Consider the following 24,827-nt stretch of genomic DNA (forward strand, 5'->3'; position numbering starts at 1 on the left):
CAAAAATGATTGTAACATGGTGAAAATGCTTTTTCCATAAGAGGCTTTCTGCAGAAATAGGCATACTAAAAATTTTCTATTGAATCTGCTAGATTATCTATTGAATAATTGGGTTTATCTATTGAATACGGCAACATATCGATTGAATATCAATTTATATCTATTGAATCCGTCATTATATCACCAAATCAGGACCTTTTACCTAACACAACTACTTCTCATAAAAATTCCTCCTCACACCCCTCAAAAATTCGACAACCCTGTGTCGCTCGTTGCCTACCGTGCGGACTAATGATACAATGGAATGTAGGATTAGCATAAAAAGGAGTGAAGTCTTCATGTGGTTCTTATACATCATGTACACATTGTTTGCATTCATTTTAATCGGCACTACGTTTGGTCTTGTGAGCACTTTCAACAATCATAAGTGATTGTTGAGGTGCTTTTCTTTTTTGGGGGAATCGCGTCAGGTTGTCTGCAAAATTGAAAAGGTGTCCCGCGGCCTTGATCGGCTGAGGGACACCTTTTCTTAATGTTATACTTGGGGAGGCAGGATTTGTGGTGGAGCAAAGTTTTCCCGGCCAATCGCACTAGCATCCACATTGTCGTTCGGCTCCATTGCCATAGCGCTTCCCGCTCCGGCAAACGAGGCAAATAATGCAGCTAGTAATAGAACAGACAGTTTCTTTTTCATGGTTCTTCATCTCCTTTGATAAAGTAATACAAACTATATTTATCCGCTTGTCCATCATTTCCGATGGTTCGGTAATAGTTTGCCAATTTCCATGCCATACTCCTTGCTTCTCTTATATAACCATGTTTGACGAGAAAAGGAAATGCAGTTTCTTCACAATAGTCAAAAAGTTCTTGTTGGGAAATTTTTGACTTTCTAAAGTAGGTCCCCAACATCCTTAAATACGGGTCTTTTTTCCTTTCAACAATCACATCTAATTCATCAATTAAGGAATCCATCTCCATATTTTCTTCTGTTGCTGTGTGAAGCAGGTGAATCAGAACGGCTTGATAATAATCCGTGCCCGGCCCGATGAGCGACTTTAACTCTTTTAATAAAGCATATGCAGATTTGTGGAGACCTCGGCGGTTTTGCAGTTCGGAGTAATTATATAAAGCGCCTTGGTATAGTTGATCAAATTCCATCATTTTGGCATTGCGTAGTATGATTTTAAACAAGCCTTCCGCCTGCAGGATGAAGTCTCGATTTGTATAATTGATCGCCAATAGCAGTTGCGCATGCAGCAACCGTATGTAATTGCAGTCTTTCCGAAAATGATCAACGGCCAATTCTGCGTAATATGTTGACTTGCCGTATTGTGTTCTGCCGTGCAGCAAATAAGCTTTCTGATAGAACAGCTCGCCTTCGAACATATAGGGAATCCGTTCGCGGTTTTCGTCAATTTTCTTTAATTGTTCCTCCGCTTCTTCGAAGTTTTGGGAGAAAATGTCGTACATTAAATGAATGACCTTCGAAATGCCTTTTTCGTAGTCCGTAAATGACGACTCCATCCGCTTTAAAATGGATACTTGTTGGGTGGCGCGGGGCATGTCCTGTTTGAATAAATAGAAGCGTAGTTTATAGAGCTCGTATCTGTTTACGAGGTCGGTAGATTGCAAGTAGTCCTCTTGACTGGAGAGCTCTATGTAAGCTTGTTCCATCGATTTCAAGTCGTAGTAGACTGAGTGCATGATGAAGGTTTCCAATTTTTCTTTCCAATAGGCATACGTATCAATTTCCCGCTCCCATTCAATGTTCATCCGCTTGAACAAATTATTCATGGTTTCAGCATGGGGATCGTATTTATTCGACTCGATTTTGCTTAAATGTGAGATGGAACAGATGCCTTCACATAGCTCCGCCTGTGTCATATCGTTTTTCATACGGTAGTATTTCAGGATGGATCCGACGTTCAACATGATCACCTCTTTAAATTTCCCACTATTCAAACATTATCATGTTTAGTTGCAGAGCACATGAGAAAACAGTCCCGGGGGAGTAAGGGACTGTTTTCTTACCTAATGTATGGGATTTTCATTAGGAGGCTAATTTCACTGTAACAAACATTTCGACTATAGGAAATCGGGAAAAATCTGATAGAAATCGACGGTTTTCGCAAGTATGTCCTCTATCTATCCACCCCTAAAATGGCATTTACATAATTCTAAAGAACTAAAAAACACCGGCTATCATGCAGCCGGTGTTGGGCAAATCATTCATTACGTATTTGAAGATACCTACAATCAAGCAGTTACGTCACGTTTTACGAATGTTGAATAACTGATGACGAGGAATACGACGATGTAAACTGCCAGCACAGTGAGTGAGAATGGCATTGTAATGTCTTCAACCAACATCATGCCTGTTTCGAACTGTGTCAAATCCATATGTGTGAACAGCAAGTATTTCGCTACTTCATATTTCGAAAGCATTGCGGAAATTGTCGTTCCTGTGAAGTAAATGAACAGCGACAATCCGATCGCGAGTGAGCTTGAGCGGAATACACTGCCTACCGCGAAAGCGAATGTTGAAGTGACGAATACACTGCCGAATGACAGAAGCAACATATAGAGGCTCTGGCCCCAAACGGATGCTTCTACCACTTCTTTGCCATTCCAAACAAGATCCTGGCCTGTTCCTGATTTGAATAAAATCATCGCCAAAAGGATATAAACGATATAGCCGATCACCATAAGTAAAATACCGAATAAATTCACTGTGAGAAATTTTGAAGTAAGGATCTTCCACCGCTTCACGGGGCGTGTCAGCAACATTTTAATCGTCCCTTGTGAAAACTCGGAAGCGACAATGCCGGCCGCTACGATGACTGTCAGCAACAATACCGTCCCGCCAATGTCTGCAGGCTGTTTGATCATACCTTCTCTGCTGAAATGATCTTCCGGTTCAATATTATTCGCAAGGCGGTATTCAGCGACTTTTTCCTCACCTTCAAGCTTTTTGCGCTCGGACTTCGTCAGTGAATCATCTGCAAGCCTAGTTTGAATGGACGCTAAATCCCCTTGGACGCCTTCATGCCAATCCGGAATGCTTTCAGCTTGTACTTCTACCGATAACCCCGAACCGTTGTCAAAATTAGAATCCTGAATACTGATCCACTTCATTAGCGCCATCATTCCGGCTGTAATCACGATTAAAATCGCGACCATCACCCACGTCCCTTTTTTATGCCATAATTTCATCCATTCATTTCGCATAAGATTCAGCAATCTGGCCACCTCCAGTCATCTCTAAGAACTCATCTTCCAACGTTTTCTTATGCGGCTGTACCGCAAAAACTTCCAGGCCTTCTGCAATGAACGAACGTATTATTCCCGGAATCTGTTGCTGTTCCGCATTTACGAGGAAGCCGTTTTTGAAAACCTCTACCGCTAAGCCTTCATTCACAAGCAGCTCCTTCACCTTCTCAAGAGGTGTTGCTTCTATATAATAATAGGATTCCTTTGTCTCAGACATTTCCCGTATATCAATCAGCTTACCGTTCTGGATAACCGCGATCCGGTCGCACATCAGCTCGATTTCAGACAGCATATGGCTTGAAACGAAGACGGACACGCCTTCCGTTTCTGCAATTTGACGCAAGTATTGACGGAATTCACGGATTCCAGCTGGATCGAGTCCATTTGTCGGTTCATCCAAGATTAAAAACTTCGGACGGTGCAATAACGCTTGCGCCAATCCAAGTCGTTGACGCATTCCTAGTGAATACGTCCCCACTTTTTCATGAATACGGTTTTGCATTCCGACTTGGCGGATAACTTCATCAATCCGCTCCTTCGTCACGCCTTTATGCATGCGCGCGAAATGCACTAAATTCTTATACCCAGACATGAACTTATACATTTCCGGATTTTCAACGATGACCCCTACTTTCGAAAGACCTTCCTCAAAATTATCTCGAAGTGATATTCCTTCGATGATGACGTCTCCCCCTGTCTGTTTCATCAAGCCGACCATCATCCGGATCGTCGTCGTTTTCCCAGCCCCATTCGGACCGAGGAAGCCCGTGATTTGCCCTGGATACAATGACAAATTTAAGCTATCGATAATTTTCTTACTTCCAATCGTTTTAGATAAATTCTTCAGTTCCACTACCGGTTTCATTTTCCCAACTCCCTTTCCACTTGCTGATTCTTGAACAACGACACCATCCAACTCGTTGCGTCCATCCCATAGAAGTCACGGATTTCGTCAACCGCTTCATGGGCAATGACGACTCCTCCGCGCATAACGATAATGTCATCTAACAACGGCTCGACTTCCCGGATCTCATGCGTTGACATGATGACCGTCTGACGCTCCGTGTCCGTAAACCTAATAAGTCCTTTCGCAATATCGTCCCGTACCATCGGGTCAAGGCCGGAGAACGGTTCATCGAGCAAATAGACATCCGCTTCACGTGCAAGCGTTACCGCAATTTTCACCCGTCCCCGGTTCCCTTTCGACAAGCTTTTTATCCTTGCACCAAGCGCCACGTTCAGAAATTGCACGATTTCTTTCGCTTTAATGACATCAAAATCGTCAAATTGCGATGCATAGAAATCGATAAGCTGTTGCACGGTGAAGTACGTATAGAAATCATCCGTGTCGGACATATATGCTATTTGAGCAGCAATCCGCCGTGTGATCGGTTCTCCGTCAAACGTTGCGGCTCCGCTATTCGGTGTCAATAAACCCGCCATCATCTTTAATAGCGTCGACTTGCCGCTCCCATTTTCACCAACAAGCCCAATCACTTTACCTCTTGGAATGGACAAAGTCACGTCTTGCAATGCCCTTTTACTCCCATATTTCTTTACGATATGTTCCAATTCAATCATGTTCGCCACCCCGTTCCTGCAGACACTTTACTATTTCATCGGTCGTAAATCCGAATGCCGCCACACTTTGAAGAAACGTCGTCACGAGTTGCTCCTTCATTTCATCCCGAAGCGCTAAAATCTTTTTCTGATCCTCCGTCACGAATGATCCCTGCCCCCTTCTCGTTTCAGTGATCTCCATCTGCTCCAACTCCTTGTAAACGCGCTGCATCGTATTCGCATTCACGCCAACTTCCACCGCGTATTCACGGACGGACGGCAATTTTTCTCCCGCCGCAAGCGTGCCCCGCATAATATCCCCCAAAATCCGGTCGATGAGCTGCTGGTAAATCGGCTTATCCGGTAAAAAGTCAATGCTCATCGTCAGTACCTCACTTTCTTTTCAAGCAATATTGCGCCGCTTGCAAATAATGCAATTGAAACGATGATGTAAATAATCGAACTAACAGGGAGTTCCAACGTCTCCCATACTGCAATTAGAAATCCCCATATCATAACTGCGATAGAGATGGGGATTAGTGAAATCAATGAGGCCAACCAACCAATCCTGACTTCTAAAATCTTATAGATCACCCAAATCAGCAGGCCCGCAGAAATGAAGAGGAACGTATTAAGGAGTACTTTCAACAATGGTGTAAGTCCTGGAATTCCACCTGCAAAACCGCCAATGAAATAGGCACCTACCCCTATTCCGCTCCAAATGATGAAACCTCCAAAAACAGTTAGAATTGCCATGAAGGTCTTGGCACCCAAAAGCTTCACTATCGAAAAAGGTGAGTGAAGCCATAAATCAGGCTGCTTCGTATCTGTATGAAGACTATGAAGGAAAAACGAAGCTGCCATCAGCGTAAGCATCGTCGAAAACATTTGAGTAAGCTCGATGCCGTCCATAATACCGCCAACCGCCATAGGTGCAAAACTTGATACGGCTATCACGACAAAGACCAGGGCAAACGTGATCAGTGAGTATCTTAAAATCATCCACTCTTTTCTTAATAAACCGCTCCAGCTCGTCATAGCCTCACCCTCTTCTCAAATAAGGCAATTGCCAAGTAGAACAGGCCGACAGTAAAGATAACGGCAACTAGGAACTCTCCTGCGTACAACACGGTATTCGTGACAGTGAAATAATCATATTGAAGATCAATCGCCGGGTTCTTTATTGACATCAAATCGAAGCTGCCAACCCGGATGAATTTATCATAAACATAGGAGCCTGTAACCTCTCCATACATCCTTACTGAAATAATGAATAAAATTAATGTCACAACAAAGGAAAAGCTTTTTAGAAACGGTTTCAACAACTGATCGATGACAATAAAAAAAAAGCCGTAAACCATGAACTGGATAGAAGCGAGAAAAACTGCGCTGATGAGCAAACTTCCGTAAAATAACAACTCATTGAAAATGGCTTCCGGTTGAGGTGTAATTGCATATCTGATTGCAACGACAAATGCTGTAACTAGCAAGTATGCCAAGCCCAATCCAGCTGACATCACCATTTTCACCACCACAAGCTTCACCGTGGAAGCTGTGGAATGAAACCATAAATCCGGCCTTTTCATCTCTTTGTTGAACATCATAGAAAACGCAATGACAGGGACCAAAACACACGCACCGGCCGCTACGAAACTGATAACCATCGTAATTTCAAATACGGAAACTTCCCCTACTGTAAGTACCCTCGCAAAGTAGGGCAGTATGAACAATCCCGCCAATAGCAGGAAAATCACTACGATGATCTGTCCTCTCCACTGCACCCATTCCTTTTGCAATAAACCATTCCACTGCTTCACCTTTCTACCTCCTTCTGTACTGGTGTATTAGTTACATAGTACACTATAGTATTCTGAGTTGCAAAGGAATTTGATTGTTTATTGAAGTTTGATTCGAAGGTCATGATTTGGTGTTAATCTGAACTAATGAAAACCTTTTAAATGGCACAGAATAGTGCCAACAATGCCCCGTATTTGCCGTAACAGAAATTTATCGATCATTTCCCAAGTTATATTGTCATTTCAGGACTAAGGAACCACCAAATGTCCGCCTCGGAAATAACAAAATCCCTCTTCCTAGTTTAGAAAAGGGATAAACTTATGCCGTATTTATTATTCTATAAGGTTTTATTATGTTAATAGTTTCAAATCCCGTCATAGCCCTTCCCCGCAAACTCCCCTACACTTAAGATAACAACCTTAAAGGAGCGATCCATATGACTAAATTCCTCACAGGCATCGACCATATCCAACTAGCCGCACCTCCAAATTCAGAGGAGCAAGCGAGACAATTTTACGGCAAACTGCTCGGAATGAAGGAAATTCCGAAACCTGAAAACCTGCAAGCACGCGGTGGCTGCTGGTTCCAATGTGGCGCACAAGAAATCCATATTGGCATCCAGACTGATTTTACACCCGCCAAAAAAGCGCATCCCGGCTTTACCGTACATGCGCTTAATGTGTTGAAATCCCATTTGGAGACGGCTGGATACGAAATCACCGAAGAGCCGCCAATCGATGGGCGCGGCCGCTTTTTCACACACGACCCGTTCGGCAATCGCATTGAGTTTTTAGAGTTTGATTAAGACCATCAATCCAGCAGCAAACGGGTATTTTCAAGAATATCCGCAAGCGCCGCATCATTAATCCTTTCGATGAAATTTGCCTCTCTCGCGCGCCAATCTAAACTACGAACTTGGTCTGAGAGAACTGCTCCAGAAGTTGTCAATGTATCACCAAGTGCAACTTCAAATGGATAACCTTTTCGCTTTGAAGTTACTGGACAAACGAGAACTAATCCTGATTTTTCATTATAAACGGAAGGCGACAAAACAATAGCCGGTCGTCTTCCCGCCTGTTCCACACCTGATTGCAGCGAGAAAGATAGCCAGATAATATCACCGCGTTCCGGCACATACTTCACCACACTTCCCCTCCCTCAGGCCTTCCAAATTCGATTTCCGAATGGATATTATCTTCCGTTATATCATCAACCAATGTCTGAAGTGATTTTCTCTTTGGCTCAATAATTAAACGATCATTTTCCACGTATAAATAAACCTCGGAATCTTCGCGAAGTAATAGTTCATCGCTAACCGACTTAGGAATACGGATACCTAGACTATTCCCCCACTTTTTCACTTGGTACATGTCTACACACCGCCTTTGTATACACATTGTATAAACGACAGTGCGGATTGTCAATCACGAAACAATAATATCCTTCTCCTGCTGATCCAACCGATTTAACTCCTCCATCGCTTCATCACGCTTCCGCCGTAATTGGTCTTGCACGCGGCGGACGTCTTGAAGGACGACATTCAATTTGCCTTTCGCGTCTGTAATGCGCGAATGAACTGCCCAGTCGGAGAAGATATTATCAAAGAATATATCCGTAAACGTGAAAAAGTCATTTTGATTTACTTTGAATGAGTCGGATGCGACATTTTGCACGTCCATCAATTCAGTTTCATAATGCCTAAGAGCCCGCTGCGCACGGTGAACAAGGTCGTCCGAGCTGTTCATCTCCGAATACTTCATCGCGGAAACAATAAGGCCGCCGCCTAAAAACGTGTCCCACATTGACAGGCCTTCCGCATTGCCCAGCTTATCGAGTGCGGCGTCAAGCGTACGAATCGCCTTGTCGCCCGCTTCGTACGCCTCGTCGATTTCACGCATTAACGACCTAACGCGCACCCGGTCATCCGCGATTCTCTGCAATGTGCCGTTCGCCACCGAATCGTTTTGCCGGATCCACGTCTCTTTCTCCTTCAAGAAATCCGCCCAATCTTCATCGATATAATGAAAATCCTCCCGATTCATCTCGGCACGCAGTCGTCTCACTTCCGCTTCCAAATCCGTCACCGTTTTCTCAGCCTCATTGTATTTTAACTCGACTTCCGCGACTTCATTGATTTCCTTTTCCATCTGCTCATCCCATTTGCCCGTCCACTCTTTTATTTTATTCGCAAATGAGAACTTCCCAAGCTTCACAACATCCTGCTGCTCCTTCGACAATTGCCGATGAAGCCGATCCCGTAATTGGGCTGCTTCCTTATATTGCGCCTCCGCCCCATCCAGCCGGCGCTTCACACGATTCCGCTCATTCCGCAGCATCGTCAATTCCATTTGCCGTTCCTGTATATCCGTCCTCATCGTATTCACTCCTTTCCTTTTATACGGAAATAGTCCCTTCTAGGTTTCATTAAAGCTTGATACACATCAATGTTTCCGGAGCAAATTCACTATATACTCTTAGTAGAGGTGATCACGATGAAACGAATTGTCTTCATGGTTTTCGCATTGTTATTAGTAGCTTGCACGAAAGAACCGACTGTACCTATCCTGCCCGATCCCGCGCCGGGCCAAGTGATGCCTTCATCAGAAGAAGGGTTATCTTTGGAGCTTGTAGAAGATACATTCGAAAAATCGCCCGTAACCATCCGTACCATCATCCGAAATGACAGTGGACAGACGTACCGATTAGGCGAGTTCTACCATATCGAGATGAAGATTGACGGCCAATGGCATGTCGTCACCTATTCAGACGCCGTATTCCTCAAAAATCCGAGCTTCCGTGATTTCGGCAACACCTTAAAGGACGGTGAAACGGGCGAGCAAACCTTCTCAGTCGAGACACTTGGCATTACGCTCATTCAGGGAGATTACCGACTCGTTAAAACTTTCCTTTCCAGCGGGGAGCCGTACCATGAAGTTTCCGTCGCCGCTCCGTTTTTTGTGGAATGAAGAATCGTATAATTTCCATTCAAAAAGCCGCCCGATTTACTAGGCGGCTTTCCTTCAATGTTTAATTTCCCTGCGTAGTTTCCGATGATCCCGACGTGCAGGTCCCGTATCAAACAACCGTTTTTCCGCATCGGTCTCCGGGTAGACGCCGGGGACGGGTGTCGGTTTATTCTCCGCATCCATGGCGACCATCGTCAAAAACGACTCTGTTGTAAGCTTTTTCGCTCCTGATAATAAATCCATCGAATGCACTGTCACAAACACTTCCATAGACGTGCGTCCTGTCGAGCTGACGACCGCTTCAAGTTCGAGCACATCCCCAACCGTCGCCGATGACAGAAAGTCCACCGAGTCAATGGATGCCGTGACGACCGCTTTGTTTGAATGCTTCATCGCCGTGATAGCCGCAATTTCGTCTATGTATGCGAGGACCTTACCACCGAAAATCGTGTCCAAATGATTTGCATCCGGCGGTAGTACGAGCTTTGTGATAATTGTACGTGAATGACTCATTGGCCGTTGTTCCAAAATCGTTCATCTCCCTTTCAATATCTTCCTCCAGTATACCCTTTTTTATAATAAAATGATGAACAAGCGCCGTTGTATTTCCGCGAGCATAGTTTCGTTCACTTCATGCACTCACCTACCCGCAACCCATAAAAAAAGCCGTCCCGAAAACTTAGGACGACCCGACTGCTTCCCTCACTCTTTTCTGTCATTCAGTTTTCCGCTCTTCCTTGCCATACCGACGAACCGCGCAGATTTCACGCTCCAGTTTCGACCCGGACAATTTCAACAATTCCACTGACTGTCCCGTAGACGGCGAGTGAAGTATCAAACCGTTTCCATAGTAAAACCCGACATGGCGGACATTGCCTTTCCCTTCATCATTCGCGAAAAACACCAAATCACCTTTCTCCCAGCTAGATGGATCACCCATCGGGATCTCTTCGCCACTTTTCGCCTGATCTCCCGCATCGCGTGGAATGAAATGCCCGCAAGCTTTCAGCATATTGTACGTGAAGCCTGAACAATCATAGCCGTATGATGACATGCCCCCCCAGAAATAAGGGAGATCCAAATAAGCCATTCCTTCTTCAACAGCGGACGCTGCCGGCCTCTTTTTAAATTGGTGGACTGAAGAAGCACGAACGATATCCGTTTTCAGCACCAACGCCTCTCCATCTGGCGTTGTCACACGAAAATATTCTTCGCTTTCATCGGTCAATGGAAGAATTGTGTTAAATGCAACAATCATAAATGGTGTTCCGTCCGTATGCCAAAGTTGCGACTTCGAAACTGTCACTCTTATGAACCCGCCAGCTTCTTCAAGCGGCCCAGCCTTCTTCAACTGCGCAACCGGCACCCAGCCTGGATAACCTCTCTCGTCCTTTTTCGACGGTTGCCAAACCGCAATTACCTTCGCCCACTCTCCATCCACTTCATCCACAATGACCGGCTCTCCATATAACAATTGCGTCTGCACGCGATTGCCATTGCAAAGATCGAGACGCTCCTCATACGTAAGCTTCTCCAGCCTTTTATTCAACTGCAGCGGGTTTGAAACACCTTCCGTGTCCAATTCCCGTGCGGATTCCGGCGAAGTCCAAACCGTCGCAACCGGAACCGCGCATGCATACATATTTACAGATACCTCTGTCATTGCACTTCCCCCCTTTCCTTCGATAAACCCCATCCTTGCTTAATCCAATCCGAGCGCTTTTATTCCACCCCCGGCAAAATCGTCAAGGTTTTCTTATCTGCATCGAGCTTTGCTAAAACGCCTAGCGGAATCGCGAAATGGGGCTCGCAGTGACCTATCTTGAAGCCCTCCACAACAGGCTTTCCCAAGCCCCCCATATAATTGCGGAACACTTCATCCAACGTCAAGGTCCCTCGTCCTGCTTTCGGCTCGGCTTCTGAGAAATCTCCAATGACAAAACCGGCTGCGTCAGCCAACTTCCCTGCCATTCGCAACTGGTTCAACATGCCATCCACCCGATATGGCTCCTCGCCGACATCTTCGATGAAAAGCAGCTTGTCTTTCGTATCGATTTCAAATTTTGTACCGATTGTGTTCGTGAGCAATGATAGGTTGCCGCCGACAATTTCACCTTGCGCAACTCCGCCTTGTAATGATGTCAGCGGAGAGATGTCTTCTGTATAGTGCAGTTCCATCGGTTCGAATAGTTGCTGGAACATTTTCGCGGATAGCTCATGGAAGGTGTCTTTTCCGACACATGAAGCCAGCATCGGGCCGTGGAAAGTGACGAGATTGGAATAAAGTCCGATGGCTGTATGCAAGAAAGTGATGTCACTGAATCCCCAAAATATCTTAGGGTTTTCTTTAATGAGCTGTAAATCGAGCTGGTCCGTATATCGGGCAGAGCCATAGCCGCCCCCTGCACAAATGATACCCGCGATGGACGGGTCGGCGAACATCTCTTCCAAATCTTGCAGCCGTTCGTCGTCGCTTCCTGCAAGATAACCGTTTACATTGTTGACGTGCTTTCCGAATCTCCATTTCAAGCCGAGCTGCTCTAAAAAAGCAAGCGAACGTTGAAGACTTTCTTGATTCGGTGGGCTCGACGGTGCAACAATCCCAATCGTATCCCCTCTTTCAAGCCGTTTCGGTCGTATCCTCAAATCCCAGCACCCCTCTCTCCTTTTTAGGTGCCTGCCTTTTAGGGTGGCAGGCACCAATGAAAATATCGCGGCGCCATGAAGGACACCGCGACTGTGAATTAGTTCTTATCTTAGCAGAACTTTGTTTGCATCGCCAATTCAACCATTACGAGCATTGCCCGGTATGCCTCTAAAATATCTTTCGCTTCAAATTTCACAATCGTCGTGCCTGATTCAATTTCACAGCCAGGCATAAGAGCCGCCCATTCCGCCTGTCCGTAATTCGTGAACTCAATTCGCAAAGTCGGATTCGTTGGAGGGACTAGCGGTTGTATGGAAGCACGGTTTTTGATCGCTTCCGCCGTCTTTACTTCCAATAATGCGTGAGCCTTTTTCGGATGGAGCGTCTTTACGGCGGATCGAGAAATCGATTGCTTCACGGCCGCCGTCACTACGCCCGGGATTAACGCTTCAGCTTCCCGGCATGCGCAATCATCCCCTGCAACCATGATGACAGGCACTCCGTAATGTCCAGCCACATAAGCATTCAGACCAAGCTCACCGATTTCCACATCATCGATAAACATTGTCCGAACCCCGAAAGTCATCGAGTGGCTCATCACACCGGGTTGCCCGGCCCTCGCATGGTATCCTGCGAATATGGCGCCGTCAAAAGAATTATCCAATGCTTGCACCATCGATAATGCTTTTAAATCTCCTGTTATCAAATCTGCATCAGGATGCAGCTCTTCCACTAGTAAATTATTCATTTTGGAGTGGCTGTCATTGACGAGAACCTGCTCCGCTCCCTGCCCGATTGCAGCGCGAATGATTGCATTTGCCTCCTCCGTCATAATACGCCGTGCACGCTCATAATTATGCCTTGCCGAATCGACAAACGTATAATCAGGCAACCCCGTAATGCCTTCCATATCGACGGATACGTAAATCTTCAAAACGATTTCCCCCGTTCCTTCTATCTAAATAAAGGTTAGATTGATTATTTGGTAATTTCAATACTATCAAACCTTTGCGAATCCTACAATATGGTTTCAGAAAATAAAGAAATAGGCTTATTGGTTTCCAACCGCTAAAAAAACCGCCGTCCGATTAGCCGGACGGCGGTTCAGATTATCAAAGGAACTTAATAATCAATTATTATTCAGTTACTCCCCACTGCCACAGACGTAAATCAGTGCCTGGTTCGATAGAGTAGTTTGTCAAACGCTTGTTAGCAGCAGTCAAAGCATAACGGAATACTGTTGGTGCAACTGGAACTTCATCAACCATTAGCTCTTGCCACTCTTTGAACTTACCAGCACGGAAGTCTGTATCCAATGATTGTTCGCCTGAGATTGCGGCAAGAAGCTCGTCGTTCTTCTCGCTTGTGTAACGTGTGTAGTTGAATGCAGCAGTTCTGCCGTATAGACCGGATGGGTCTGGGTCAGAACCAACGCCCCAAGCACCTTGGTAAATGTCGATTTTTGGATCATCAGCTTCTACCTGATCGTAGAACGAGTTGAACTCGTGTAGACGACCGTCAAGAAGTTGTACTTTAATACCTACGTCAGCCCAGTTTTGCATGTAGAACTGTGCAATCGGCTCAGCAGTTTCTCCACCTGACATAGAAGCAAAGTTCAATACTAACTCATTACCGTCCGCGTCTTCACGGAAGCCATCTCCATCAACATCGACGAATCCTGCTTCATCAAGAAGAGCTTTCGCCTTTTCAGGGTCGTAAGTTGGTGTTTCAATGCTTGCATCATGGAAACTAGCAAAAACAGGGACAATTAGAGTTGTACCAGGGAAACGAAGACCATGGTAAAGTTCTTTACCGATCGTTTCGTTGTCCATTGCATACCACATAGCTTGACGAACACGCTTGTCAGCCAATCTTGCATTTGGATCTGTTATGTTTTCTTTCTTTTCTGCATCCCACTTACCAAGTTTGAAACCAATGTAAGTGTAAGCAAGGTCAACTTTCGCTAGCAATTCGATATTATCGATTTCTTTAGCGTTCAAGTACTGGTCAACCGGAACTGATGAGAGATCAATATCGCCTTTCTTAAGTGCTTCAAGAACAGAAGCGGAACTTACTACTTTCAATACGATTGAATCTAGTTGAGGCTTGCCTCTCCAGTAATCATCATTGCGTTCGTAAAGTACAGATTCACCTGGAACGATTTTTGCAACTTTGAATGGTCCAAAGCCGATAGGGCTTGTACGGATTTTTTCAGAAGCAGCAAGTTCTTCCATTGTAACTTCACCAGTCATAACATCACCGACATGGTGTCTTGGTGTTGCGTTTGCCCAGATACCAGACAATAGTGATGGAGTTGCTTCTGTGTAAGTGATTGTAATTGTTTTGTCATCTTCAGAAACTTCGATACCTGAAATTTCAGTCGTTTCACCGTTATGGTATGCAGGCATACCTTCAACGTTTGAGATCATGAATGTGTAACGAGTTCCTGTGTAGTCAGGGTGACCAAGTAGTTGGTAAGAGTAAAGAAGGTCACTTGCTTTAACAGGCTCGCCATCATGCCAGTTTACATTATCACCGATTTTGATTGTGATTGATTTATTATCATCAGAAACTTCATATGTTGCAGCACCGTCATTAGTGATCAAGTAGTCACCATCATAAGCGAACAAGCTTTCATTGAAGAAGCTCATTACGTCCGCATCTGGAGCACCAGAGTAGAACACTGGGCTTAGAGTTCCTTCGAATGGAGTGTCAGAAACGAGTCCAAAGTTCAACTCTCCGCCTTCGATCGGATCTCCTGTGTTAGTAACTGTTAGAGGGAAATCTAGACCAGCATTCGGATCTTCTTCAACTTCCTCTGCATCTTCACCGTCTTCTGTTTGTTCTGTGTCTTTTCCTGGATCTTTAGACGTATCTTTTTCACCAGCGCCATCCTTTTCGTCTTTGCCTGTACATGCAGCTAAAAATACGCTGAGAACGAGCAATAGACTTGCAAGTAGCATAAATTGCTTCTTGGCCATTGTATTACCTCCCCTTATTTTTTAGGCTAATCTTTGCCTTGCGTCAGACGCACGTTTTACCGCTTGCCCGACATAATTTATACACAGCATCATTACTAGAATTAGTAATGCTGCAGGTAACCATACCCACCACTTATTTTGCACAATATCAGGATTCCTTGCGAACGAAATCAACGTTCCAAGTGAAGGAGTACCAGCAGGCAAACCGAAACCTAAGAAAGTAAGCCCTGTCTCTATCCCGATATTTCCTGCAAGAGAAAGCGTCATATTTACGATAACGAGTGAACTCAGGTTAGGAAACATTTCAAAAAACATGATTTTCCAACTTGGTGTTCCCAACGTCTTGGAAGCATTAATATAATCAAGCTCCCTTTCCTGTAACGCCCTGGAACGAATGAGCCTAGCTTTTCCAAACCAATAGAAAGCACTCATAATAAGAATAAACGTAAAAACATTATAGTTTGGTACGATAGTTACAAATACGATGATGAACATCAATGTTGGCAATACCATTAAGAATTCCAGGATACGCATCATAACATTATCAATAGCACCCCCGTAAAAGCCAGAGATTAGGCCATACGTAAGTCCTATCAATCCTGCGAGTACCGTTACGGCAATTCCGATTGTAAATGAGTTGCGCGCACCAAGCATCAATTGACCAAAGACATCACGACCACCATCATCTGTGCCAAGCCAGTTGGTCGCAGAAGGCGGCTTCCAGGTATTCAAGAAGTTCACTCGAGTCAATGCTGCATTGTCAATGAATAATGGTGATAAATATGCTGTTGATAAGATGATTATTAGCAATATCAATGAACCCAAAGCCATTTTATCATGCTTTATCTCTCGCCAGATCGTACGCATAAACGATGGATTATTTAATTTTTCTTGAGCAATTAACTGCTTCTCATCTAAGACTGGATTTTTCAATTGCTTCCCCTCCTATTCTTTCTTTCATCATTCAATACGAATACGTGGATCGACGATGCTCAGAATGATATCTGAAAGCAACGTACCGACGATTGTAGCAGTTCCGAATATCATAACAAGCGCCGTAACCACCGTAAAATCACGTAAATTGATTGATTGGAGGAAAAGTTGTCCTAATCCTTGATAACTGAAGATAGATTCAATGAAAATTGATCCACCGATAAGACCTGTAATTTCATACCCTAGAAAAGCTGCAATCGGTAAGAGTGAATTACGCAAAATGTGACGCGTATACACCTTTCCTTCTGGTACCCCTTTTGCCCGTGCCGTTTTCACATAATCTTTGATCTTCTGATCGATAATGTCATTCCGTAAATACTGGATTGTAGCGTATGTTCCAATTAATGCTGCAGACATGACTGGCAAGAATAAATGCTTTGCTCTGCTCACAACATAATCCCATGTTCCGGTCTCAATTCGTATATCAACGGTACCGCCAATCGGGAACCAACCTAATACGAAAGAGAATAGGAACAGCATCAAAAGAGCAAAAACAAATAGTGGCGTCGCAAACGCAAAATAGTTATACGTGACAATCATTTTATCTGCCCATGTATCCGTCCAGCGTCCTGCTATAATGCCAAGCGGAATAGCCATTAAATAGATCATAATCGCTGTGAACAATGATAATAGCACTGTGTTTTCAACCCGGCCTGCTATTAAGGTTGTAACAGGCTGTTGATGGGTGTATGATTGCCCAAAATCACCTTTTACTGCTTTTCCAATCCAACGTCCATATTGCTGATACCACGGATCATTCAAACCAAATTTCTCACGGATTTTTTCAATTTGTTCAGGCGTTGCATCAGGATTTCCCATGAACGCCCCCGTTACCGCATCACCCGGCATCGCTTTTGCAAGCATGAAGATGATGAGGCTCAGGAGGATGAGCTGCGGAATCATGAGCAATGTTCTTCGTAAAATGAACTTTAACATTTACATCATCCTCCTTATTGCATGGCAACGGAATGTGAATCTGAAATCTTCTTCAAATCGAACATCCGTCCATCTTTATCAAAGTAGTTATTGTATTCAGTTTGGTACTCCTCATTAATCGACTGGCGTAGATGCATCTTTTCGAAACGTTTTTCGGGATTCATCTCTGGAATTGCAGCGATCAATCGTTTTGTATATACGTGTTGCGGGTTATTATAGATTTCAGAAGCAGTACCTTCCTCTACGAAACGGCCGCGATACATGATTCCAATGCGGTCGCACATATGCTGAATGATTCCCAGGTCATGTGATATGAACAAATAAGTCAAGTCGAATTCCTTTTGAATCTCTTGCATGAAGTTCAATACTTGTGCCTGAACGGATACGTCTAACGCGGAAACCGGCTCATCCGCAATAATCAGTTTTGGATTCAAAGCAAGTGCGCGAGCAATTCCGATACGTTGTCGTTGTCCACCGGAGAATTGGTGTGGGTATTTATAGATTGATTCCGGGTTCAAGCCAACTCTTGCAACCAATTCTTGTACTCTCAAAAGCTCTTCTTTAGGAGATAGCCTTTCGAAATTACGTAAAGGTTCAGCGATAATGCTCAATACGTTTTTTCGGCCATTCAAAGATGAATAAGGGTCTTGAAAGATCATTTGGATGTCCTTCGTATAACCGCGTCTTTCAGCCTTGCCCATTTTGGCCAAGTCCTTACCCTCAAACAACATCTCCCCGCTAGTCGCTTTATTCAAGCCAATCAGTGCTCGACCGGATGTCGTCTTGCCGCAACCCGATTCTCCGACAAGTCCGTAAGTTTCCCCAGGTTGCAATTCAAAGCTGATACCGTCGACAGCTCTCACATGGTCTACGACTTTTCGAAAAAAACCGCCTCTTATTGGGTAATGCACTTTCAAATCATTAACTGTTAGTAGCGACATATTCTCTCTCTCCTACTCTGTCCTCCGGGAAGTAGAACGTTTTATAGCATGAGCAACGGACAAAATGGTTCGGTGTCGCTTCATGCATCTCCGGGTTCTTCTCGTGGTCCTCTTCAGGAATCCATTCGATACGAGGTGCGAAACGGCAGCCTTCACGATCGAGGTTCTGAATAGAAGGAACTATTCCATCGATAACATGCAATTTTTCTTTAGCTTCCAAGTTTGAAGGAATTGAATTCAATAGTGATCTTGTATACGGGTGTAACGGATTTTCGAACAATTCCTTTACGTCAGCGATTTCAACGACTTCCCCTGCATACATGACTACTACGCGATCAGCCATTTCTGCTACAACGCCCAGGTCATGGGTGATCAGGATGATGCCTGTTTTCATCTGATTCTGCAATTCTTTCATCAAGTCCATGATTTGGGCTTGAATCGTAACGTCCAAGGCGGTTGTAGGCTCATCCGCGAGAAGAAGGACCGGGTCGCAAGCAAGTGCGATGGCGATGACGACACGCTGTCTCATCCCACCCGATAATTCATGCGGGTATTGCTCATACACGCGTTGTTCGTTCTTAATACCAACACGTCGTAGTAGTTCCATTGTCCGTTTTTTCTTATCCGATGCAGATAACTTCATATGGTAATCCATCGGCTCTTCAATCTGTCTACCAATGGTAGCAAGCGGGTTGAGAGCAGTCATTGGATCCTGGAAGATCATCCCTATGTCTTTCCCTCTTACTTTGTTCAATCGAGAGCGGGAAAGCGACAGGAGGTTTTCATCTCCAAAATTGACTTGACCTTCAAGTTTCGTGTTCTTATGGTCATGTAAGCCCATGATCGAGAGCGCCAATGCACTTTTCCCACAACCTGACTCCCCAACGATAGCAACAACTTCATTTTCATGGACGGTCAAAGTGACACCATCTACGGCAGCATAGTAATCACCTTTAATTCTGAATGATGTACGCAGATCTTTAATATCCAAGACCGGTTTTTTCAACTGAACTTCCCCCTAACTAACTGACACTTGTTCAAATAACCAATTTTCATATTTTGCGAAAAGTTATTGAACTCAATATACTACACAACATTAGTCCTGACAATACTGTTTTTTTAGAATATCAAAATCTTATATTATTTCTAATGTGACAAACATATTACAAACATTGATATGTAAGCGTTTTCGCGTTTACATATTCTTAAAAATAAATTTTAAAAAACAGGAGTAAAAAGCCGTCACTTTCTATAACGGCTTCTTCTCCTGTTCGCTTTTCGTATTCATTTTTATAATTAATTTGATGAATTTGTAGTGGATGAAGCGGCTACCGCGGCTACAGTCGCTGCCATCACCGCCTGCTGGGCTTGCAAGATCATATCGACTGAAGCCGCCATGCTGACACCTACCTGATCTGCGGTCTCTGTCAATTGATGCAGCACCATGCCGATGGCGATCGATAATGCCATTTCACGATTCCATTTGAAACGCTTTGATTTCTCCAATTCCTTTGCTAGGAATATAATTTCACGGATTTTAGCATCCTCAACCTGAAACACCGTCAGAAAGCCGATCATTGGATAATGGACGGGCTTCGCTTTCAGATCATTACCAAGCAGTTCAAAAACCTCAGCTGCCCTTTCGACAAGTCCCGGCTGAAACGTTATATCCAAATAGGTCATCACTTGCGACAGCCATTGAAGTTCATTTCCGGTCCGGAAGCCTTCTTTTCGCAACGCATCGTAGTATGCGCGCATCGCTTTTGCATGGGTCTCGGGATCTTCTCCCTTTTTCCCTAAAAGCATAGAATACGCATAATCGTCGTCCGAAGTTAGAAGGAAATGTTGTTTTTTCATTGCATCGTAAAGTTTCTTTGCCCGTTCTGCTTCTTTTTCAAACATATCGGAATCATCATCCATGAGAAGCGCGGCAAGATAGGAATGAATCGAGTTCCGGAAGCCGGCTTGCTTCAACGTACGTTGCTTTTCCATAAGGCGGTCCGCACTTTCATCCATAAAGTTACCGGACTGTGTTAGAAATGCGGCCATTATTGGCAATAAATGCCCGCGCAATGGTGAAAACCAGCCAGCCCTTTCTTTCAAGGCAGCCATGGCACGGCTAAAGTTGACAGCGTTGAATTCCTTAGCTGCGGTCACGTAATACGAAGTGATCGTCAACACAACGTTTTTATCCACGCTCCAACCAGCTAAAGATTTCACCTTGTCATATGTCGTCTCGACTTCATGTCTAATCATTTCCATGCCGCACGTCTCCTTTGCTATATGTACGTCCATATAGCAGAAAAAGTTTCATTATGAAATGCCAATTTTAAATTTTCCATCAGACGTATTCATCAAACTGCGAACCGATTCCAAATCATCCCGATAAAAAGCATCCACAATCGCACTTCCGACAATAACACCATCCGTACATTCCCCGAGCTGTTCCACCTGCGATGGTCTGGAAATACCGAATCCCGCTAGCACAGGTAATGGACTCACCGCCTTCACCCGCTTCAAATGCTCTACTACCTCCTCCCCGAAATGATCACGTCCCCCTGTAATTCCATTAACCGTCACCGCGTAAATGAATCCTTCCGCTTTTACTGCGATGTCCTGGATCCGGTCGTCCGAACTTGTCAGCGACACAAGAGGGATCAATGCGATATCCGTCCCTTCCAGCCTTTCGCGCAGCAGGCCATCCTCTTCAAGAGGCAAATCGGGAATGATCAAGCCGCCAATGCCGATTTCCAGACATCTGTCGATAAACAACTTCATATCGAACGCCAAAATCGGATTCAAATACGTCATAAGAATTAACGGAACAGACACTTTCCCCTTAATTCCCGACAATTCCTCTACCACTTTCCGCAATGACACACCATTCGCCAGCGCTCGCTCTCCTGCCTGTTGAATCACTTCTCCGTCCGCGACAGGATCAGAAAACGGAATGCCAATCTCAATTGCTGTCGCTCCGCACTTTTCAAGAAAAATGAGCTTATGATGGAGCGTATCCAATCCCCCGTCGCCCGCCATCATATAAGGGACGAATGCCTTTTTCCCATTCGAAACACATTCACGTATCCGCTTCTCGACCGTCTTCATTCCACTCCACCTCCAAGCGCTTCACGTACCGTCTGCATATCCTTGTCGCCGCGACCTGACAGACAGACGACCACTATTTCATCCTGTCTCATATCCTTCGCCAGCTCCACTGCAAACCGGATCGCATGCGCACTCTCAAGCGCAGGGATGATCCCTTCCGTCCTCGATAATATCTGCAATCCTTCCAACGCTTCCGCATCCGTCACAGACGAATACGTCACCCTGCCTATACTATGCAAATGGCAATGCTCAGGTCCAACCGCCGGATAATCGAGCCCCGCCGAAATCGAATGCGCCTCCTGTATAAAACCGTCCTCGTCTTGCAGCACATACATATAAGACCCATGTAGCACACCTTCCTTTCCATCCGCAATTGCGGCTGCATGCCGTCCAGTAGCGATTCCGCTTCCCGCAGCTTCAACACCGTATAACGCAACTGCCTCATCTTCGACAAACGGGTGGAACATGCCAATTGCATTGCTCCCACCCCCGATGCACGCAACTATTGCATCGGGCAAACGGCCTTCCTTCTCGACGATCTGCCGCCGCGTCTCCACACCGATCACCCGCTGGAAGTCCCTAACGATTTCAGGAAACGGGTGCGGTCCGAGCGCCGACCCTAATATATAATGCGTATCCTCCACATTCGCAACCCAATACCGCAACGCTTCATTAACCGCATCCTTCAACGTCCCAGAGCCCTTATCGACCGACACGACCTTCGCCCCGAGCAACTCCATCCGAAACACATTCAACTCCTGCCTGCGGATATCCTCTTTGCCCATGAACACGACGCACTCCAGCCCGAACAGCGCACAAGCCGTCGCAGTCGCCACGCCATGCTGTCCGGCACCCGTCTCAGCAAAAATCTTCTTCTTGCCCATCCGTATCGCAAGCAGTGCCTGCCCGAGCGAATTATTGATCTTATGCGCGCCCGTATGATTCAAATCCTCACGTTTCAAAAAGATCTTGGCGCCACCAATCTTTGCAGTTAAACGCTCCGCGAAATAAAGCGGATTCTCCCTGCCGACAAAATCTCGTAAATAATAGTCCAACTCCTCCGCGAAAGCAGGATCCGCCTTCGCCTCTTCATACGCCTTCTCCAGCTCAATCAGCGCAGTCATCAACGTCTCAGGCACATACTGCCCGCCAAACTTCCCATATCTTCCTCTTCTCATCTCAATTGCCATATAGGCTCTCCTCCTCTTTCACCGCGCGAATAAACTCGCGGATCAACGTCTCATCTTTTCGTTTATCAATCTCCACACCACTTGACACATCCACCATGAACGGGCGCGTCCGCCGAATTGCCTCTTTTACATTTTGCGCATTCAGCCCACCCGCCAAAATCATCCGATCCCGCGGCAAGTTTCCGTCCAGAAAGCTCCAGTCAAACACCTCGCCGCTTCCCCCGCGGAACTCAGTCCCCGGCGTGTCGAATAAAACATATTCCGTTTGAACGGTTTTCGCATTTTCCACATCTTCAACACCTCGAACTGATAACACTTTAATGGAAGGAAGTCCTACGGTTTTTATGAATTCCTCCGACTCATCCCCGTGATACTGAATAAAATCGAGCGGCACTTCTTGAAAAGCCCGCTCCATCTCTTCCCGCGTCGCATCTACGAACACTCCGATTTTCATAACGTGTTCAGGCACAAAGCGCGCCAGTTCCTTTGCTTGCGCAATCGCGACACGGCGTCTGCTCGGTGCAAACACAAATCCGACTGCATCCACCCCTGCATCCACCGCAGCTTGAACATGCTGCAGCTCCATCAGCCCACAAATCTTCACCTTCGTCAAAGAGGTGCACCTGCCTTCTGGATTTGCAAGCAACGAAGCGCGTCCTCCACGGAATCACTCCGCATCAACGACTCGCCGACAAGAACAGCGCTCGCCCCGGCCGCTGCCGCACGTTGAGCATCCATCGCATTCATGATGCCGCTTTCACTGATGAAAATCCGTTCTTCATGGAACGGAAAATGCCTTGCCACTTCTTCCGTCCTAGCAAGATCGACTTCGAACGTCCTCAAGTTCCGGTTATTGACGCCAATTAATCTTGCATCAACCGCTAATGCCCGCTTCAATTCTTTTGCGTCATGTACTTCCACTAACACTTCGAGCCCCATTCCTGTCGCATAACTATGAAGACGTTGCAATGTCGCATCGTCTAGTGCCGCCACAATTAGTAGAATGACGGAAGCTCCAGCCTCCTTTGCACGGTCGATCTGCACTTCATGGATGATAAAGTCTTTGCAAAGGAGCGGAATTCGTACAGCTTCAGAAACAGCTGCCAAATCGTCAAAAGAACCCTTGAAAAAGGATGTATCCGTCAATACCGAGATGCATGCTGCACCTGCTCGCACGTAAGCCTTTGCCTGCGTAACCGGATCCGCTTCATTCGCAATCATTCCCTTCGAAGGTGAAGCGCGCTTCATTTCCGAAATGACTTCGAGACGGTTCGATTTCTGAAGCATTTCAAAAAGGGACGGCCTTTTCGACAAAGTTTCACATGAAACAACAAGCTTCTCCATCAGCATCCGTTTCACTTCAAGCCTTTTCACTTGTAGAATTTCATCTAAAATCGTCATCTCACGACCGCCTCCTGTTCAATCTCAGCACTGAATGATACGACTGCTTCAAGCTTCTGAAATGCTTTTCCAGATAGAATACTGTCAGTCGCAATCCCGATTCCCTCTTTTATCGCCCCCGCCATGCCATTCGCAAACAACCCGATTCCTGCATTCAAAACGACCGTGTCAAACCTTGGTCCCCGCTTCCCTTTTAACACTTCGCGAATTATGCCTGCATTCTCCTCAGCAGTCCCCCCGCGGATTGCAGACAGCGGAGCATGCACTAGCCCGACATCTTCCGCAGTCAATGTGAAGGGGATCAAATCGCCTTTATCCATGAGGACGAATGAGTTCTGTCCCGCAAGCGAAGCCTCATCCATCCCGCCTGCCCCCGACACGACAATCGCCCTGTCTCTACCAAGCATCCGGAGGACGGACGCATATTCCATGAGAAAATCGGGCCGGTTGATGCCCGTGAACTGTGTTAAAAGTGGAACCGGGTTCGTCAGTGGTCCAACGAGATTGAAAATTGTCGGCTTACCGATTTTCCGACGCGCTTCTCCGATTTTTTTCATCTTCGGATGGACGACCGGCGCGAAAATGAATGCCAACCCTTCTTTTTCAAGCATCCGGCTCATGTCTTCTGTAGTGAAATTAGAATGAATGCCAAGTCCGTCAAGCACGTCATGACTCCCAGCTGCACTCGAAATCTTCCGGTTGCCGTGCTTTGCGACTTTAACGCCAGCGCCTGCCAACACGAAAGCCGATGTCGTACTAATATTGAACGAGTTCGAGCCATCGCCGCCCGTGCCGCAATTGTCCAAATAGCGGGCTTCCGGGATATCCAAAGGGATTGCATGCTTTCTCATCACAGAAGCAAGCGCCGCCACTTCGGAAGCCGTCTCGCCTTTTTGTGCTAGCGCAACTAAGAAATTTGCAATCTCCATGACATTTGCATTAGCCGCGAACAACTGATTTGCCGCGTCCTCCATCTCTTCAAATCTCAAGTGCTGCTTTTCCTCTACTATTCTCGTATAGCTTTTCATCGCTCATCTCTC

At 45.6% G+C, this 24,827-nt stretch carries 28 protein-coding genes; 2 read left to right on the forward strand and 26 right to left on the reverse strand.

Going from position 1 to position 24,827, the window contains the following annotated elements:
• Positions 1-535: 535 nt before the first annotated feature.
• From SLU01_RS18030 to SLU01_RS12365, 8 genes are all read right to left on the reverse strand, one after another.
• Positions 536-694: a hypothetical protein gene (locus SLU01_RS18030; protein ID WP_170232702.1), complete on the reverse strand. Its 159-nt coding sequence runs from the start codon at positions 692-694 to the stop codon at positions 536-538.
• Positions 691-1,932, reverse strand: a complete 1,242-nt coding sequence (locus SLU01_RS12335) for a helix-turn-helix domain-containing protein (RefSeq protein WP_147058757.1) — start codon at positions 1,930-1,932, stop codon at positions 691-693. Before SLU01_RS12335 ends, SLU01_RS18030 begins: the two co-directional genes overlap by 4 nt.
• Before the next feature lie 324 nt (positions 1,933-2,256).
• Positions 2,257-3,240, reverse strand: a complete 984-nt coding sequence (locus SLU01_RS12340; protein ID WP_147058759.1) for an ABC transporter permease — start codon at positions 3,238-3,240, stop codon at positions 2,257-2,259.
• A complete protein-coding gene (locus tag SLU01_RS12345; protein ID WP_147058761.1) occupies positions 3,218-4,135 on the reverse strand; it encodes an ABC transporter ATP-binding protein in 918 nt (305 codons plus the stop codon). The genes SLU01_RS12340 and SLU01_RS12345 overlap by 23 nt, the downstream gene beginning before the upstream one ends.
• Complete coding sequence (locus SLU01_RS12350) at positions 4,132-4,851, reverse strand: ABC transporter ATP-binding protein (RefSeq protein ID WP_147058763.1); 720 nt, start codon at positions 4,849-4,851, stop codon at positions 4,132-4,134. Before SLU01_RS12350 ends, SLU01_RS12345 begins: the two co-directional genes overlap by 4 nt.
• Positions 4,844-5,212, reverse strand: a complete 369-nt coding sequence (locus SLU01_RS12355) for a GntR family transcriptional regulator (RefSeq protein WP_147058764.1) — start codon at positions 5,210-5,212, stop codon at positions 4,844-4,846. Before SLU01_RS12355 ends, SLU01_RS12350 begins: the two co-directional genes overlap by 8 nt.
• Before the next feature lie 2 nt (positions 5,213-5,214).
• Positions 5,215-5,868, reverse strand: coding sequence for a hypothetical protein (locus SLU01_RS12360; RefSeq protein WP_147058766.1), 654 nt, complete (start codon positions 5,866-5,868; stop codon positions 5,215-5,217).
• Positions 5,865-6,647 (reverse strand): hypothetical protein, encoded by a 783-nt coding sequence (locus SLU01_RS12365; protein WP_147058768.1) that lies wholly within the window; start codon positions 6,645-6,647, stop codon positions 5,865-5,867. Before SLU01_RS12365 ends, SLU01_RS12360 begins: the two co-directional genes overlap by 4 nt.
• 416 nt (positions 6,648-7,063) lie before the next feature.
• Between SLU01_RS12365 and SLU01_RS12370 the strand changes: the two genes are divergently transcribed.
• Complete coding sequence (locus tag SLU01_RS12370) at positions 7,064-7,432, forward strand: VOC family protein (protein ID WP_147058770.1); 369 nt, start codon at positions 7,064-7,066, stop codon at positions 7,430-7,432.
• Between the two features lie 5 nt (positions 7,433-7,437).
• Here the strand turns inward: SLU01_RS12370 and mazF are convergent, their stop codons facing one another.
• Genes mazF through SLU01_RS12385 form a run of 3 tightly spaced genes read right to left on the reverse strand, consistent with a single transcriptional unit; the run spans position 7,438 to position 9,002 of the window.
• Entirely contained in the window at positions 7,438-7,773 is a 336-nt protein-coding gene (gene mazF / locus SLU01_RS12375) for an endoribonuclease MazF (protein WP_147058772.1), read from the reverse strand.
• Complete coding sequence (locus SLU01_RS12380; RefSeq protein WP_147058774.1) at positions 7,767-7,997, reverse strand: AbrB/MazE/SpoVT family DNA-binding domain-containing protein; 231 nt, start codon at positions 7,995-7,997, stop codon at positions 7,767-7,769. The genes mazF and SLU01_RS12380 overlap by 7 nt, the downstream gene beginning before the upstream one ends.
• A gap of 54 nt (positions 7,998-8,051) precedes the next feature.
• A complete protein-coding gene (locus SLU01_RS12385) occupies positions 8,052-9,002 on the reverse strand; it encodes a hypothetical protein (RefSeq protein ID WP_147058776.1) in 951 nt (316 codons plus the stop codon).
• A gap of 117 nt (positions 9,003-9,119) precedes the next feature.
• On the opposite strand from SLU01_RS12385, the gene SLU01_RS12390 reads away from it, so the two are divergent.
• Entirely contained in the window at positions 9,120-9,593 is a 474-nt protein-coding gene (locus SLU01_RS12390; protein ID WP_147058778.1) for an immunoglobulin-like domain-containing protein, read from the forward strand.
• Positions 9,594-9,647: 54 nt separating this feature from the next.
• On the opposite strand, the gene SLU01_RS12395 is transcribed toward SLU01_RS12390, so the two are convergent.
• From SLU01_RS12395 to trpD, 15 genes are all read right to left on the reverse strand, one after another.
• Complete coding sequence (locus SLU01_RS12395) at positions 9,648-10,106, reverse strand: acyl-CoA thioesterase (RefSeq protein ID WP_174842651.1); 459 nt, start codon at positions 10,104-10,106, stop codon at positions 9,648-9,650.
• Positions 10,107-10,308: 202 nt separating this feature from the next.
• Entirely contained in the window at positions 10,309-11,256 is a 948-nt protein-coding gene (locus SLU01_RS12400) for a C40 family peptidase (RefSeq protein ID WP_147058782.1), read from the reverse strand.
• Positions 11,257-11,315: 59 nt separating this feature from the next.
• Complete coding sequence (locus SLU01_RS12405; RefSeq protein ID WP_147058784.1) at positions 11,316-12,239, reverse strand: S66 peptidase family protein; 924 nt, start codon at positions 12,237-12,239, stop codon at positions 11,316-11,318.
• 110 nt (positions 12,240-12,349) lie between these two features.
• Complete coding sequence (gene dppA / locus SLU01_RS12410; RefSeq protein WP_147058786.1) at positions 12,350-13,174, reverse strand: D-aminopeptidase DppA; 825 nt, start codon at positions 13,172-13,174, stop codon at positions 12,350-12,352.
• A 202-nt stretch (positions 13,175-13,376) separates the two neighbouring features.
• Positions 13,377-15,221 carry an oligopeptide ABC transporter substrate-binding protein gene (gene opp4A / locus SLU01_RS12415; protein WP_147058788.1) on the reverse strand — a complete coding sequence of 615 codons (1,845 nt, stop codon included), beginning with the start codon at positions 15,219-15,221 and terminating at the stop codon, positions 13,377-13,379.
• A gap of 21 nt (positions 15,222-15,242) precedes the next feature.
• The gene (locus tag SLU01_RS12420; RefSeq protein WP_147058845.1) at positions 15,243-16,088 is read right to left on the reverse strand and encodes an ABC transporter permease; all 846 of its coding nucleotides are present in this window, start codon (positions 16,086-16,088) and stop codon (positions 15,243-15,245) included.
• Between the two features lie 93 nt (positions 16,089-16,181).
• The gene (opp4B, locus tag SLU01_RS12425; protein ID WP_147058790.1) at positions 16,182-17,150 is read right to left on the reverse strand and encodes an oligopeptide ABC transporter permease; all 969 of its coding nucleotides are present in this window, start codon (positions 17,148-17,150) and stop codon (positions 16,182-16,184) included.
• Between the two features lie 14 nt (positions 17,151-17,164).
• On the reverse strand, positions 17,165-18,091 hold the full coding sequence (locus SLU01_RS12430) for an ABC transporter ATP-binding protein (RefSeq protein ID WP_147058792.1): 927 nt from the start codon (positions 18,089-18,091) through the stop codon (positions 17,165-17,167).
• Positions 18,072-19,097 carry an ABC transporter ATP-binding protein gene (locus SLU01_RS12435; protein WP_147058794.1) on the reverse strand — a complete coding sequence of 342 codons (1,026 nt, stop codon included), beginning with the start codon at positions 19,095-19,097 and terminating at the stop codon, positions 18,072-18,074. Before SLU01_RS12435 ends, SLU01_RS12430 begins: the two co-directional genes overlap by 20 nt.
• A gap of 290 nt (positions 19,098-19,387) precedes the next feature.
• Positions 19,388-20,353: a DUF4003 family protein gene (locus SLU01_RS12440; RefSeq protein ID WP_170232703.1), complete on the reverse strand. Its 966-nt coding sequence runs from the start codon at positions 20,351-20,353 to the stop codon at positions 19,388-19,390.
• Between the two features lie 51 nt (positions 20,354-20,404).
• Positions 20,405-21,196 carry a tryptophan synthase subunit alpha gene (trpA, locus tag SLU01_RS12445; protein WP_147058798.1) on the reverse strand — a complete coding sequence of 264 codons (792 nt, stop codon included), beginning with the start codon at positions 21,194-21,196 and terminating at the stop codon, positions 20,405-20,407.
• A complete protein-coding gene (gene trpB / locus SLU01_RS12450) occupies positions 21,193-22,386 on the reverse strand; it encodes a tryptophan synthase subunit beta (protein ID WP_174842650.1) in 1,194 nt (397 codons plus the stop codon). The genes trpA and trpB overlap by 4 nt, the downstream gene beginning before the upstream one ends.
• Positions 22,376-22,999: a phosphoribosylanthranilate isomerase gene (locus tag SLU01_RS12455; protein ID WP_147058800.1), complete on the reverse strand. Its 624-nt coding sequence runs from the start codon at positions 22,997-22,999 to the stop codon at positions 22,376-22,378. Before SLU01_RS12455 ends, trpB begins: the two co-directional genes overlap by 11 nt.
• On the reverse strand, positions 22,996-23,787 hold the full coding sequence (gene trpC, locus SLU01_RS12460; RefSeq protein WP_147058802.1) for an indole-3-glycerol phosphate synthase TrpC: 792 nt from the start codon (positions 23,785-23,787) through the stop codon (positions 22,996-22,998). The genes SLU01_RS12455 and trpC overlap by 4 nt, the downstream gene beginning before the upstream one ends.
• Positions 23,784-24,815 carry an anthranilate phosphoribosyltransferase gene (gene trpD, locus SLU01_RS12465; RefSeq protein ID WP_147058804.1) on the reverse strand — a complete coding sequence of 344 codons (1,032 nt, stop codon included), beginning with the start codon at positions 24,813-24,815 and terminating at the stop codon, positions 23,784-23,786. The genes trpC and trpD overlap by 4 nt, the downstream gene beginning before the upstream one ends.
• Between the last annotated feature and the right edge of the window lie 12 nt (positions 24,816-24,827).

Origin of the sequence: Sporosarcina luteola (assembly GCF_007991495.1) — a bacterium.
Classification (GTDB): Bacteria; Bacillota; Bacilli; order Bacillales_A; family Planococcaceae; genus Sporosarcina; species Sporosarcina luteola.